This window comes from Burkholderia sp. SRS-25 (assembly GCF_004343765.1).
Lineage (GTDB): Bacteria > Pseudomonadota > Gammaproteobacteria > Burkholderiales > Burkholderiaceae > Burkholderia > Burkholderia contaminans.
Genome location: NZ_PTXM01000023.1, coordinates 14,553 through 28,623, shown reverse-complemented (window position 1 = coordinate 28,623; position 14,071 = coordinate 14,553). Strand labels below are relative to the sequence as shown.

Sequence of the window (14,071 nt, the reverse complement as noted above, 5' to 3'; positions counted from 1 at the left end):
AGGCCGTCGGCACCCGCGACGCGGCTGGATGCGCTGCAGCATCGAATGATGACGGCGGACCATGAAAAACGCCGCGTGGCGCGATGCCTGTCGGTATCGCGCCACGCGGCGGTGCGGTAGCGAGCGAAGCCGGCGTGCGCCGGCACGCGCGTCACACGTCGAAGAACACGGTTTCGTCCGGCCCCTGCATGCGGATGTCGAAGCGGTAGACCACCGGGCGGCCCGGCTGCGCGTCGCGTTTCGCGACGAGCGTCGCGCGGCGCTCGGCCGGCACGGCGTTCAGCACCGGGTCGGCTGCGTTCGCGGCGGCTTCGTCGTCGAAGTACACGCGCGTGAACGCGTGGGTGAGGATCCCGCGCATCATCACGGTCACGTTGATGTGCGGCGCTTCGCCGGCGGCGATGCGGCCCGGCTTCACCGTCTCGATGACGAAGCGCTGCTGCGCATCGGTGCCGGTGCCGACCCGCGCGAAGCCCGTGAAGCCGGATTTCGCGATGTCGTCGCGCGACGCGGGGTAGCGGCCTGCGCTGTCCACCTGCGTGAATTCGAGCACCGCGTCGCCGACGACGTTGCCGTCACCGTCGAACACCTGGCCGACCAGCAGCACGTGCTCGCCTTCGGCGTGTGCCGCGGCGATCGTCGGCGTGAACAGGCTCTTCAGGTCGTAGTCGTATTGCTGCGGGCACAGGCCATACGCGAAATACGGGCCGACCGTCTGCGAAGGGGTTTGCTTCAGCGTCGTCATGGTTCAGCGCTCCATCGGGGTAGCGTCGCGGCCGCGCAGCACGATGTCGAATTCGTAGCCGAGCGCATAGCCTTCTTCGGTGATGTCCATCGAGAAGCGCGAGATCAGGCGATCGCGCGCGGCCTCGGGCGTGCCCTGGAAGATCGGGTCGTACGCGAGCAGCGGGTCGCCGGGAAAGTACATCTGCGTGACGAGACGCGAGCCGAAGTAATCGCCGAACAGCGAGAAGTGGATGTGATTCGGGCGCCACGCGTTCGGATGGTTGCCCCACGGGTATGCGCCGGGCTTGATCGTCAGGAAGCGGTAGCGGCCTTCGTCGTCGGTCAGGCAACGGCCGGCGCCGAGGAAGTTGGGGTCGAGCGGTGCGTCGTGCTGGTCGACCTTGTGCACGTAGCGGCCGGCTGCGTTCGCCTGCCACACCTCGACGAGCGTGTTGCGCACGGGCTTGCCGCCTTCGTCGAGCACGCGGCCCGTGACGACCATGCGCTCGCCGAGCGGCTCGCCGTTCTTCACGGCGTTTTTCGTCAGGTCATGGTCGAGTGCGCCGAGATCTTCGGCGCCGTAGACGGGTGCGTACTGGTCGCGGAGCTTCTCCTTCAGCGGGATCAGCGGGCGCGTCGGGCCGCGCTTCACGGACGAACGGTACTCGGGGTGGACATAGGCCGGATGCGACGGCCAGTCGCGCGGCGTGAGGATCGTGGGGGAATCCATCGGGCGTCTCCTGTCAGGTATTTCGCGAAGTGGATGGCACGACTTTAGCCAATCCGGAAAGTTATGCAAAATGACCTTTTTTCGCGAATCGCATAACCGTTGGTTATGTTCGACGCACCAATGAAAAATTCCGCCGGACAGGGTGCCTGTCCGGCGGAAAAAACGATCGGGCTTCGCGTCGTCGGTGACGACCCCGTGCACGGCCCTCCAGCCAGCCCGTCGCTGCTTTTTTGTGTTGTCGTTCTTGTTGTTATCCGGTCTCCCTGGGCGCCTGTTATGACTGGCGGCCGGGATCGAACACGATCCCGTCGAATTCGAGTGACAGCGTGCCGCTGCGCAGCAGTGCGGCCGGCGTCGCATTCCGGTCGGCACCGAGCACATCGCTCACGTAGCCCGCGCAGAACCCGCGCCGCGTCCGCAGGTTGAAACGATTGCCGAGCAGTGCGTCGATCCGTTGTTCGGTGGTTGCGTGCACCTGACGCTGCGCATCGACGGTCGGCGCCGCGACGCGACGGGCCAGCGCGATGCGACCGCCGTCGGTCCTGGCGACGAAGCGCGACAGCGGCGTGAGCTTCGTCCACGCAAACGCGGATTCGGCGATCACGGGCTCGTCGCCCGACGTGTCGACGACGATGCCGAAGCGATTGGCCCACGCACCCGTCGCGCCCGTCGCACCTGACGCGTCGCGCGGCGCATTCGACGGCACGCGGATGAACACGAGATCCCCGACGTGCGCGCCGGCGGCCAGCGTGCGGACCGTGGCGAGCGGCATCGTGCGATCCGTGTCGCGGGCATCGCGCGGGGCGGTGTGATGCGATTCGTAGGCAGCGGTTTCGGTTCGGGTGGTCATGTCGGCTCCGTCGTTCAGTGACAGCACGGAGCGGATTATGCAGACAAGTATCCGAAAGTGTGCTTCTGCGTGTGCAGGTAGCCTAATATCTGACCTTAAGCATCACTTTTTGATACCAAAATGACCGAAACCGCCCAACTCATCGACATGCTGAAGCGCCAGCTGAAGGCGCAGGGCATGACCTACCGCGACGTCGCGCGTGCGCTCGACGTTTCCGAGACCAGCGTGAAGCGGCTGTTCGCCAGCGGCCGTTTCACGCTGGAGCGCGTCGTGGAGATCTCTCAGCTGCTCGGCTATACGCTGGCCGAACTCGTGCAGGAGGCGTCCGCGTCGGCGCCGAGGCTGCGCGTGCTGACCGAGCAGCAGGAGGCGCTGCTCGTGTCCGACGACAAGCTGCTGCTCGTCGCCGTCTGCGCGATCAACTACTGGACCGTGGAGGACATCGTGTCGGTCTATCAGGTGACGAAGGCCGAGTGCGTGAAATATCTGCTGATGCTTGACCGGATGAACGTCGTCGCGCTGTTGCCGGGCGACCGGATTCGCGTGCGCGTCGCGCGCGATTTCGACTGGCTGCCCGGCGGCCCGATCCGCCGTTACTTCCACGCGCACGCGCTCGGCGATTTCCTCGACAGCCGCTTCGACGGGGAAGGCGAGACGATGACGTTCTCGCAAGGGATGCTCACGGAGGCCGCCTCCGCGGAGCTCGAACTGGAGTTGCGGCGGCTGCGCAGCAAGGCGGCCGCGCTGCATGCGGAATCGTCGTCCGCGCCCCTCGCGCAGAAGCGCGGCACCAGCTTGCTGATCGCGAAGCGGATGTGGGAGCCGGCCGGTTTCCAGGCACTGCGGCGCAACGCGTGAGGCATCGTCGAGTGCTTGGGGCTATCCGGAAAGTTATGCAAAATGGCATTTCATCGTCAATCGCATAACCACCCGTTATGAATAACCGTATCGCCGACGGCCGCGTCAAGTTCCGGCACCTGCAGTGCTTTCTCGCGGTCGCCCAACTGGGCGGCGTGCAGAAGGCAGCCGAAAGCCTGTCGATCACGCAGCCAGCCGTTTCGAAAACGATCGCCGAACTGGAGGCGATCCTCGGCGTGAAGCTGTTCGAGCGCGGCCGGCAGGGCGCGCAGCCGACCCGCGAGGCGCAACTGTTCATGCCGCACGCGAACGCGTGCGTGCTGGCGTTGCGGCAAGGTGTCGGGCTGCTTGCACGCGAAGGCGGCGCTGCCGCGGCGACGCTGGAAATCGGCATGTTGCCGACCGTCGCGGCATCGCTCGCGCCCGCGTTGATGAAGGCCCTTGCCGAGCGCTGGCCGCGCGTCGTGGTGCGGATCGCGACGGCCGCGAATGCCGATCTGCTCGAGCGCCTGAAGTCCGGCGCGATCGAGTGCGCGATCGGCCGGCTGTCGGAGCCGGAGCGGATGATCGGGCTCGCGTTCGAGCAGTTGTACAACGAGCCGCTCGTCGCCGTCGTGCGCGCCGGGCATCCGTTGCTCTCGAATGCGGCGCCGGCGGCCGAGCTTGCGCGCTATCCGGTCGTGTTGCCGCCGTTCGGCACGCTGATCCGCCAGTCGGCCGAGCAGCTGCTCGGCGCTTGCGGCGTGCCGCCGCTGGATTCGTTCATCGAGGTGTTGTCGATATCGGTCGCGCGTGCGCTGGCGCTCGAAAACGACGCGGTCTGGTTCGTGCCGCTCTATGCGGCCGAATATGACCTGTCGGCCGGGGTGCTGGCACGCCTGCCGCTGCCGTCGGCAGGCACCGACGAGCCGGTCGGGCTGGTGCTGCGCACCGATGCGCAGCCGTCGCTGGTCGCGCGGACGCTGATCGATGCCGTGCGCGACATCGCGCGGTCGCGGTTCGGCGAGACGGGTGAACGCGGGACGTCACGCGCGGCGCGCAAGCCGGCTCGTCGCGACGATTGAGCCGGCGGACCGCCCCGCGTTCCCGGCTGCCGGATTGGCCATCCGGTCAGTAGCGGGCCGCAGGGTGCTTGGCATATCGTACCTATTTTGGTACGATTGGTGTCAGGACGATGACGAGACAGCAGATCCAGGTCACGCTCGGCGTGCGGTTCTTCCAGACGGCTCGTGGCAACGAGCCGGTGCGCGAATGGCTGAAGGCGCTCGGGCAAGCGGAGCGAAGGGCGATCGGCGAAGAGATCAAGACCGTTCAACTCGGCTGGCCGCTCGGCATGCCGCTGGTCCGGAAGATGGCGCAGGATCTGTGGGAGATCCGCGTGATGCTGCCGGGGCGGAGCGCCCGCGTGCTGTTTACGGTCGCCGGCGACACGATGGTCCTGCTGCACGGCTTCTTCAAGCAGTCGCGGGCCACGCCGTCGGACGATCTCGATGTCACCGTCGCGCGCCTGAAAGCGCTGATGCGCGCCATCTGAATTCCCCGGTTGCGCCGGAACGCACCGTCTTCGACGGTCAGGCCACCGGCAACGCCATGCACTGGAGTACCCATGACGACCACGAACAATCCGCATATCGGCAGCGATTTCGATACCTTCCTCGAGGAGGACGGCAATCTCGAAGCGGCCACCGCCACCGCGATCAAGCGCGTGATCGCCTGGCAGATCGGGCAGGAAATGAAGGCGCAGCACATCACGAAAACCGCGATGGCCGCGCGGATGAAAACCAGCCGCGCCGCGCTCAACCGTCTGCTCGACGAAACCGACACGAGCCTCACGCTTGCGACGCTCGCGAGCGCGGCCACCGCGCTCGGCAAACGGCTCAGCTTCGAGCTGGTGCCCGCCTGACGGGCGCGAAGCATCGGCACATGACCGAGGCTGCGCCCTCACGGGTGATGCGCACTGCGAAGTGGCTGGCGGAGTGGCCGGCAATCCGGCCAGCGGTTCGGTGACGATCAGCCCGCGCGTCGCCGCAAGCAGGCGAGTGTCGGCCCGCGCGCAGTTGCCGGGTCACTGACGCGGGGCGGCCACCTGCAGATAGAGCAGCGCACCGCCCGCGAGCATCAGCGGGCACAGGATGTACCAGCCGGTCGTCAGGAACAGCCCGGCCACCGCGACCAGCGAAATCCATGCACAACGGTGTGCGATGCCGCCGCGCGGCAGCAGTTTCAGCGCGGCGGCCGCGCCGAGCCCGTACACCATCACGAAGCACCCGGAGGTGACGAGCACGAGCGGCTTCGGCCCGACGTCCGACAGCGTCGTCGCAGCCAGTGCGACCACTGCGAGCAGGGCGATCACGCCAAGGCTGCGGCGCGGCACGCCGCCGACCTGGCTGCCTTGCGCGAGCCATGCGGGCAATGCGCCGTCGCGCCCGAGCGCCGCGCCGAGTTTCGCCGCGCCCGCGAAATACGCGTTCATCGTACCGAGCGTGAGCAACAGTGCGGCCGCGGCGGCCAGCACCTGCGCATGGCCGCCGATGCCGCCCGCGATCAGTTCGGCGAGCGGCGCACCCGATCCGCCCGCGGAAGGCCCGAGCACCGTCACGCTCGCGGCCGCTACCGACAGATACAGCAACCCGACCACCACGACCGCGATTCCCGCCGAGCGCGGCATGTCGTGCGCGGGGCGACGGAATTCGGCCGCGAGATGCGTGATCGCTTCCCAGCCGGCGAAACTCCACACGAGCAGCGCGGCAGCCTGGCCGACCGCGAGCCAGCCATGCGGTGCGAACGGATGCAGGTTCGCGGTGTGCGCATGCGGCGCGGAAGCGAGCACCGCGGCGAGCAGCAGCGTGACGAGCAGCGCCGACAACACGAGCTGCATGCGGCCCGAAACGGTGACGCCGAATGCATTCGCGGCCGACACCGTTGCGATCAGTGTGGCAGCCGTGACGATGACCGTCGTGTGCCCGCCGCCCGTGACGGCCGCGACGTATGCGCCGCCGAACATGGCGGCAGCCGGTGCGCCGGCCGGTACCGCGAAGTAGAAGCACCAGCCGACGATTGCCGCGGCCTTCGGTCCGAATGCGCGGCGCGCGTAGGTCGATACGCCGCCTGCATCGGGATAGCGCGCGCCGAGTGCGGCGAAGGTGGCCGCGAGCGGTCCGGACAGCACGACCAGCGCGGCCCATGCGAGCAGCGAGGCCGGGCCCGCGACCTCGGCGGCCAGTGCGGGCAGCGCGATCACGCCGGTGCCGAGCACGGCGCCGATATAGAGCGCGGCGCCCTGGAAAATGGTCAGCGAGCCCGCGTGATGAGCGGCGGGTGATTCGACATGCGAGGGCATGGACAGCAGTCTCCGGAAGTCTTGTCGTGTTCGAGCGCGGGCGCCCGCGCGGAAAATCGTTCGATGCTACCCGAACGACGGCGGCCGCGCGGCCCGGCGATCAGTAGTCCGTGCGGTGTCGCGTGTCAGCCGATGTCACCAGTGGCGTGCGAGTCGCAGGCGGGCATCCTCGCGCGCGGTGGGCGACAGCTCGAGTGCGTAGTGGAATGTTCCCGAAACCAGCGAGGCGACGGGCACGCCGTCGCGGAACAGCACGCGATTGCCGGCGAGCGCCGGCACCTTGTCGCCGGGCAGCAGCGTGCCGGCGAGGTTCAGCGGATCGGCGCCGGTCACGCACACGTACTGACCGTCGCCCGGTTGGCGACGCAGTTCGCGCAGGATCGGGATCGCTTCCGGCAGCGCGAACTGCTCGCCCGCGAGCCCGGCGACGAAGCGTCCGCCGCGAATCTCGCCGCGCGCTTCGAGGCGCTGCAGTACCCGCACGAGTTCGCGCCAGCTCGGCAGCCAGTCGGCTTCGCGTTCGAGCAGCCGCCAGAACACGACACCGTAGCGGCGCAGCAGCGTCCACGCGATGTGTTCGAGCGCGTCGGGGTCGGTCGCGGCCTGGCCGCGTTTCGGCATGGGCGCATCGTCCGATGGCGCGTGACGTTGCACGAGTGCCCAGCGGCCCGCGTCGTCCATCCCGCCGATCAGCGCGCCGCCGCGCCGGGTGCGTGGCGCATAGGTCGCGCTGCGCTTGACGGCGGGCTTCAACAGCGCACGCAGGCCCGCGTAGCTGTCCGCATTCACGAGGCCGGCCGACACGAGTTCGCCGAGCGCCTGCTCGAGTTCGACGGGCAGCATGTGCAGGTCGTCGAGCAGCGCATCGAAGAACATCGCGCCATGCGCGGCGAGGGTGTCGCGTACCTGCGTGGCCCGCGCGGACAGCGCCGGTTGCGCATCGGGATCGCGCAGCGCCTGCCATGCGGACAGGTGGCGGCGCGGCAGCAGCACGATCGGCGTCGTCTTCACGGGTGTGCCGGCCGCGCGGGCCGGTGCGCCGATGCGTGTCCACACGAGCTTGCCCGAGCGGCACAGCTCGTCGAGGCCGCCCGCCATGTAGTCGGTGAGGCGCGCGGGCAGCAGCGCGTCTTCCCAGGCGCTCGCCGCGGCCTCGTAGCCCTCGAGCTGTTCGACCACGGCCGCGAGTGCGTCACGGCCCGTGCCGCGGGTGTCCGGTGTCAGGTGTTGCCAGTGGAGCAGGAAGCGCATGAAATCGGCGCGCTCGACCGGCTCGATCTCGCGGCGCAGCCGCTTCACCGTATAGCGATGAATGCGCGCAAGCAGATGGCGTTCGCACCATTCGTCCACCGTCGTGCCCGGTGTGAACCGGCCGCGCATTACATAGCCTTCGCGCTCCAGCGCCGCGAGTGCCGTCGCGATCGACGCAGGCGGCAGGCCGAGCGGTGTCGCGATCGCGTCGAGCGCAAGCGGCCCGAAGCCGGTGAGCCGCGCGCGGATCACGTCGACGAGCGCCGCATCGGCTTCCCACGGCTGCGCACAGGCGGCCGGCACCTTGAGCGCCGGTGCGATGCGCGCGTCGGGATGTAGTGCACGCACGCACACGAGCCGTTCGACTGGCACCCACAGCACGGCGTCGTCAGGTGTCACGAGTTTCGTCGCACGGCGGCGTTCGGCGAGTTCCGCGAGCCGGTCGAGCCAGCCTTCGTGTTCGCGTGCTTCGCGATCGGAGATGCACGCGAGCGTGAGCAGCGCGTCGTGCATTTCGTCTGCGTCGCGCACGAGTGGCCACGCTTCGTCGCGCACCGCATCGATCGCGTCGGCGTCGAGTGCGCCGAGATCGTCGGCCGATTCGGGATCGCTCCAGCGGCGCGACTGCACGGCCTGCGTGCGGCGCTCCTCGAGCGGTGCATCGTCGAGGAACGCGTAGGGTTTCGCGTTCAGGATCTCGGCCGCGAGCGGCGACGGCGCGGGCAGGTCGCGCGCGACGAGTTCGATCGCGCCGCTCTCGATCCGGCGCAGCAGCGCAAGCCAGCCATCGGTGTCCATCGCGTCGTGCAGGCAGTCGTCGAGCGTCTGGTCGACGAGCGGGTGATGCGGAATCTCGCGCTCGCCGACGATGTTCTCGAGGCACGCGACCTGATCGGGGAACACGGTTGCGAGCAGATCCTCGCTCTTCATCCGCTGCAGTTGCGGCGCGGTGCGCTTGCCGCCGGTGAAGCGCGGCAATGCAAGCGCGGTCGTCGCGTTCCAGCGCCAGCGCACGCCGAACATCGGCGCGTCGAGCAGGGCCTGGACCAGCACGTGCTCGGCGCTGGCCGAACGCAGGTAGCGCCACACTTCGTCGAGCGCGAAGCTGTGCGCGAGCGACAGCGACAGGATGATCGCGTCGTCGGTCGCGGCCGCCTGCAGCTCGAAGTTGAAACTGCGGCAGAAGCGTTTGCGCAGCGCGAGCCCCCAGGCGCGGTTGATGCGGCTGCCGAACGGCGAATGGATCACGAGCTGCGTGCCGCCCGATTCGTCGAAGAAGCGCTCCATCACGAGCGTGTCCTGCGTCGGCAGCGCGCCGAGCGCGGCGCGCGTGCGCGCGAGATAGTCGGCGATCTGGTGCGCGGCGTCGGGCGACAGGTGAAGATCGTCGACGAGCCAGCGCAACGCCGGCGCGAGGCGGCTTTCAGCGGTGCCGGGGGCAACGGTGTCGTGCGGCAGGTCGAGCGAGGCTTCGGCCTTGGTCCCGGCCGTTGACTTCGCATTCGCGCCGGCTTTGGCGTCGGTTCGAGGTGGGGACCTCCCGCCGGCCCCGTCACCGGTGCCGTCGCGGCGCTTGCCACGTGCCGTCAGCCGGTCGCCGTCGGCGAACAGTCCGTCGAGCCGCGCACGCAGCCGGCCGACCGCCGCCGACAGCTCGTCGCTGCGCCCCGGCGCCTCGCCGAGCCAGAACGGAATGTTCGGCGACTGGCCCTGCGCGTCCTCGACACGCACGCGGCCCGTTTCCACGCGAATGATTCGGTACGACTGGTTGCCCAACTGGAACACATCGCCGGCGAGGCTCTCGATCGCGAAATCCTCGTTGACCGTGCCGACCTGGATGCCCTGCGGTTCGAGGAGCACCGCGTAGTCGGCCATGTCGGGGATCGTGCCGCCCGACGTAGTGGCGGTCATCATCGCGTTGCGGCGCCCGCGCACGGTGCCGCCGACCACGTCGCGATGCAGGTATGCGCCGCGCACGCCGCGCCGGCTCGTGAAGCCTTCGGCGAGCATCTTCATCACTTCGTCGAAGCGCTCGCGCGTCAGCCGCGCGTACGGCGCTGCTCGCGTGAAACTCGCGTACAGCGCGTCTTCCTGCCATTCCGCGCACGCCACTTCGGCGACGATCTGCTGTGCGAGCACGTCGAGCGGCGCTTCGGGAATGCGCAGCGCGTCAAGTTCGCCGCGCTGCACGCAATCGAGCAGCGCGGCGCACTCGACAAGTTCGTCGCGCGACAGCGGGAACAGCCGGCCTTTCGGTACGCCGCCGACATGGTGCCCCGAACGGCCGACGCGCTGCAGGAACGGTGCGATCCCGCGCGGCGAACCGACCTGGCAGACGAGATCGACGTCGCCGATGTCGATGCCGAGTTCAAGCGATGCGGTGGCGACGAGCAGTTTCAATTCGCCGCGCTTCAGGCGCTGCTCGGCGTCGAAGCGGTGCTCCTTCGCGAGACTGCCGTGATGCGCGGCGATCGCTTCCTTGCCGAGCCGGTCGGCGAGATGGCGCGCCATGCGCTCGGCGGTGCGCCGCGTGTTGACGAACACCAGCGTCGTGCGATGCGCAGCCGCGAGGCCGGCGATGCGGTCGTACACCTGCTCCCACACGTCGGTTGCCATCACGGGCTCGAGCGGCACGTTCGGCAATTCGAGCGCGAGGTCGCGCTCGCGCGTGTGGCCCGTGTCGACGATCGTGCAGTCGCGCGGCGCGTCAGCCGGGCCGCCGACCAGGAAGCGCGCGACCGCGTCGATCGGCTTTTGCGTGGCCGACAGACCGATACGCGGCAGCGCATGGCCGGCCAGCGCGTCGAGACGTTCGAGCGACAGCGCAAGATGGCTGCCGCGCTTCGATGATGCGAGCGCATGGATTTCGTCGACGATGACCGAGCGCACGTTCGACAGCATCTGTCGCCCCGACGTGGACGACAACAGCACGTACAACGACTCGGGCGTCGTGACGAGGATGTGCGGCGCGCGCTTGCGCAGTGCGGCACGTTCGGCCTGCGTCGTGTCGCCGGTGCGCACGGCGGTGCGGATCGCCGGCACCGGCAGGCCGAGTTGCGCGAGCGATTCGGCGATGCCGGCGAGCGGCGCATCGAGGTTCACGTGGATGTCGTTCGACAGCGCTTTCAGCGGCGATACGTACACGACGAGCGTCGCGTCGGGCAGCGTGCCGTCGTGCGCCAGCGCATCGCGCACCAGATCGTCGAGCGCGCACAGGAAGGCGGTGAGCGTCTTGCCGGAGCCGGTCGGCGCCGCAACGAGCGTCGAGCGGCCGGCCTTGATGTGCGGCCAAGCGAGCGCCTGCGCGCCGGTGGGCGCGGCGAACGTGCGCCGGAACCACGCGGCGACGGCCGGGTGGAACACGTCGAGCGCACTGGCGGCAGGGCGGGTAGCTGTGACGTCCATCGGAGCGTTGAAATGGGGTGCAAGCGCGCGGAGCGCGCTTGCGAATCGAATCGCCAGTGTGCCAGACGTCGCGCGCGCGTGCCGGGCAGGTGTGTCGGCGATCCAGATTCAGATGGGGGCGTGCATCGCACTTTCAACGAACGAAAAGTTGCATGCGCGTCGGCATGCCGATCGCGCGTCGAATGGTGACGAATTGCAACTAGACGCGATGCAGCCAGCCGAGCCACTGTTCGAGCAGCGGCGCGCGCGACCACAACGACTGCGCGAGCCACAGCGTGCCGCCCCATGCGGCGGCCACGACGATCAGGTCGCAATGCCCGCTGTTCCACAGGTTCAGTGAGTGGCGCCGCCAGATCCACGGCACGCCGAGCGGATTCGGCCAGTCGGCGAGCAGATGCATGATGCCGCCGCATGCGAAGCCGAACAACGGCGCGGCCCATAGCGGATGCGGATGATGGATGAGCCCGTGCCATCCGAGCGCCAGCAGCGCGATCCAGCCGATGCCCCAGTGCGTGACGGTGCGATGCGTGATCCACAAGCGGCGCTTGCGGCTCCACCATGCGACTTCGAGCCAGTCGGGCGCAGTGCCGCCCGCGACGCCCGCCGCGAATGCGGCGAGCATGCCTGTGTGCCACGGGCCCGTGGCGCCGGTTTGTGCGACGAGGACAGCGGCGGCGACACCGGCGGCGAAGCCGGACGCATGATGCGCATTGTGTGATGCCATAGGAAGCGAGACGAAGAAAGGTGAAGCGGTGCGTGCACGAAAAAATTGATGCAGCGCGAAAGCGGGGCGCTATCTTCGCAGATCGGTCCGTGCAGCGGGAGGGACGTTTGCAGATTTTTTTGTACGTAGCACGTGGTCTTCCGCGCAGTTCGCAACTTTCAGTTTTTTGTGCGTTGCGTGATGATCTACACCGCGTGCCGTTTCGACCGATCCGCATACCTGTTCGGAAGCCTTTACGTGACCTTGCGCCGATGACGAATACGCTTTCATTGCACGCCCGTGTTCGACCCTTTTTGTCCCCCTATACTACGAAACCGGATATGTCCGTCGGCGCGCCGGCGGCCATGAGCGGAACAGGTGCTTTTCCTGGCTGAAGGAGATCCACATGGGGGACATGCAATGACTACGCTGAATCGCTTCAAATCATCCGCGGTCGCGCTCGCGACGGTGGCCGGCATCGGTTTCCTGCCGAACACGCCGGTCTATGCGAAGGGGCCGCAGCCGGCCGTCCTGACGAGCTCGGCAGTCGCGGTGGCCGACAAGTACAGCGCGGATGCCGCGGAGCGGATCTTCAAGGAAGGCGGCAACGCGATCGACGCGGCCGTCGCGATCGCGTTCACGCTCGCCGTCACGTATCCGGAAGCCGGCAACATCGGCGGTGGCGGCTTCATGACGATCTACAAGGACGGCAAGCCGTACTTCATCGACTATCGCGAGCGCGCGCCGCTCGCCGCGACGAAGGACATGTACCTCGACAAGGACGGCAACGTCGTCAAGGGCATGAGCCTGTACGGCCCGCGCGCGGCCGGCGTGCCGGGCACGGTCGCCGGCATGTGGGAAGCGCAGAAGCGCTTCGGCAAGCTGAAGTGGAAGCAGGTGCTCGCGCCGGCGATCCACTATGCGCGCGACGGCTTCGTCGTCGACGAACAGCTCGCGCAACGCGGCGTCGATGCATCGAAGGAGTTCGGCGGCAAGACCAACTTCGACAAGTATTTCTCCGGGCTGAAGGCCGGCGTGAACTTCAAGCAGCCGGATCTTGCCGACGTGCTCACGCGCATCGCGAACGGTGGCGCGGAAGGTTTCTACAAGGGCAAGACGGCGGAGCTGATCGCCGCGTCGATGAAGACCGGCGACGGCAACGGGCTGATCACCACCGAGGATCTTGCGCAGTACCGCGCGGTGTGGCGCCAGCCGGTGCAGGCGAAGTGGAACGGTTATGACGTGATCACCGCGCCGCCTCCGAGCTCGGGCGGTATCGGCCTCGTGCAGCTGCTGAAGATGAAGGCGGACCTCAAGCAGGACTTCGAGGGCGTGAAGCTCAACTCGCCGCAGTACATCCACCTCGTCGCGGAAATCGAGAAGCGCGTGTTCGCCGATCGTGCGCAGTATCTCGGCGATCCGGATTTCTACAAGGTGCCGATCGCGCAGCTGACCGACGACGCGTACATCGCGAAGCGGGCGGGCGAAGTCAACCCGAAGGAGCCGTCGGATACGAAGAGCGTGCAGCCGGGCCTCGGCACGACGATGCCGGAGAAGGCTGAAACGACGCACTTCTCGGTCGTCGACAAGTGGGGCAATGCCGTGTCGAACACATACACGATCAACGGCTATTTCGGCTCGGGCGTGATCGCCGACGGCACCGGCATCGTGCTGAACGACGAAATGGACGACTTCTCCGCGAAGCCGGGCGTCGCGAACATGTTCGGCGTGGTCGGCAGCGACGCGAACGCGATCGAACCGAAGAAGCGCCCGCTGTCGTCGATGTCGCCGACGATCATGACGAAGGACGGCAAGGTGTCGCTCGTGATCGGCACGCCGGGCGGCTCGCGCATCTTCACGTCGATCTTCCAGGTGATCAACAACATCTACGACTTCAAGATGCCGTTGAAGGAGGCCGTTGGCGCGATGCGGTTCCATCATCAGCTGCTGCCGCCGAACACGATCTTCTGGGAGCCGTACCACCCGATCGAAGGTGAACTCGCGAAGCAGATCGAGGCGCGCGGCTATACGCTGAAGGGGCAGGACTTCAGCGGCGACATCCAGGTGATCAAGATCGACGGCAACACGCCGGAGGCGATGGCCGACCCGCGCGGGCGCGGCGTGACGCGGATCATTCACTGACGCGAAGTGGCACGTGCGCGGTGGCGAAGGCGGCCGCGCACGCCGTGTTCCACAGCCGGGCGCCGC

General features: G+C 67.9%; 11 protein-coding genes. 5 read left to right on the top strand and 6 right to left on the bottom strand.

Going from position 1 to position 14,071, the window contains the following annotated elements:
• Positions 1-151: 151 nt before the first annotated feature.
• The 3 genes from pcaG to C5O79_RS29495 all read right to left on the bottom strand — a co-directional run bounded on the left by pcaG (position 152) and on the right by C5O79_RS29495 (position 2,306).
• Positions 152-745: a protocatechuate 3,4-dioxygenase subunit alpha gene (gene pcaG, locus C5O79_RS29505; RefSeq protein WP_046547609.1), complete on the bottom strand. Its 594-nt coding sequence runs from the start codon at positions 743-745 to the stop codon at positions 152-154.
• 3 nt (positions 746-748) lie between these two features.
• Complete coding sequence (gene pcaH, locus C5O79_RS29500) at positions 749-1,456, bottom strand: protocatechuate 3,4-dioxygenase subunit beta (protein ID WP_006489685.1); 708 nt, start codon at positions 1,454-1,456, stop codon at positions 749-751.
• 274 nt (positions 1,457-1,730) lie between these two features.
• Positions 1,731-2,306, bottom strand: a complete 576-nt coding sequence (locus tag C5O79_RS29495; RefSeq protein WP_122477400.1) for a YiiX/YebB-like N1pC/P60 family cysteine hydrolase — start codon at positions 2,304-2,306, stop codon at positions 1,731-1,733.
• 120 nt (positions 2,307-2,426) lie between these two features.
• Between C5O79_RS29495 and C5O79_RS29490 the strand changes: the two genes are divergently transcribed.
• The 4 genes from C5O79_RS29490 to C5O79_RS29475 all read left to right on the top strand — a co-directional run bounded on the left by C5O79_RS29490 (position 2,427) and on the right by C5O79_RS29475 (position 5,067).
• Positions 2,427-3,164 carry a helix-turn-helix transcriptional regulator gene (locus C5O79_RS29490; RefSeq protein ID WP_046547611.1) on the top strand — a complete coding sequence of 246 codons (738 nt, stop codon included), beginning with the start codon at positions 2,427-2,429 and terminating at the stop codon, positions 3,162-3,164.
• Positions 3,165-3,241: 77 nt separating this feature from the next.
• On the top strand, positions 3,242-4,228 hold the full coding sequence (gene pcaQ, locus C5O79_RS29485; protein WP_131931977.1) for a pca operon transcription factor PcaQ: 987 nt from the start codon (positions 3,242-3,244) through the stop codon (positions 4,226-4,228).
• Between the two features lie 110 nt (positions 4,229-4,338).
• Positions 4,339-4,698 carry a type II toxin-antitoxin system RelE/ParE family toxin gene (locus C5O79_RS29480; RefSeq protein WP_046547613.1) on the top strand — a complete coding sequence of 120 codons (360 nt, stop codon included), beginning with the start codon at positions 4,339-4,341 and terminating at the stop codon, positions 4,696-4,698.
• 72 nt (positions 4,699-4,770) lie between these two features.
• Positions 4,771-5,067, top strand: a complete 297-nt coding sequence (locus C5O79_RS29475; RefSeq protein WP_011658604.1) for an XRE family transcriptional regulator — start codon at positions 4,771-4,773, stop codon at positions 5,065-5,067.
• Between the two features lie 162 nt (positions 5,068-5,229).
• Here the strand turns inward: C5O79_RS29475 and C5O79_RS29470 are convergent, their stop codons facing one another.
• From C5O79_RS29470 to C5O79_RS29460, 3 genes are all read right to left on the bottom strand, one after another.
• On the bottom strand, positions 5,230-6,504 hold the full coding sequence (locus C5O79_RS29470; protein WP_131931975.1) for an amino acid permease: 1,275 nt from the start codon (positions 6,502-6,504) through the stop codon (positions 5,230-5,232).
• Between the two features lie 135 nt (positions 6,505-6,639).
• Positions 6,640-11,160: a DEAD/DEAH box helicase gene (locus tag C5O79_RS29465; RefSeq protein ID WP_131931973.1), complete on the bottom strand. Its 4,521-nt coding sequence runs from the start codon at positions 11,158-11,160 to the stop codon at positions 6,640-6,642.
• Positions 11,161-11,359: 199 nt separating this feature from the next.
• On the bottom strand, positions 11,360-11,884 hold the full coding sequence (locus tag C5O79_RS29460; RefSeq protein WP_047850121.1) for a metal-dependent hydrolase: 525 nt from the start codon (positions 11,882-11,884) through the stop codon (positions 11,360-11,362).
• Between the two features lie 399 nt (positions 11,885-12,283).
• Between C5O79_RS29460 and ggt the strand changes: the two genes are divergently transcribed.
• Positions 12,284-14,005 (top strand): gamma-glutamyltransferase, encoded by a 1,722-nt coding sequence (gene ggt, locus C5O79_RS29455; protein WP_122475612.1) that lies wholly within the window; start codon positions 12,284-12,286, stop codon positions 14,003-14,005.
• Positions 14,006-14,071: the final 66 nt, after the last annotated feature.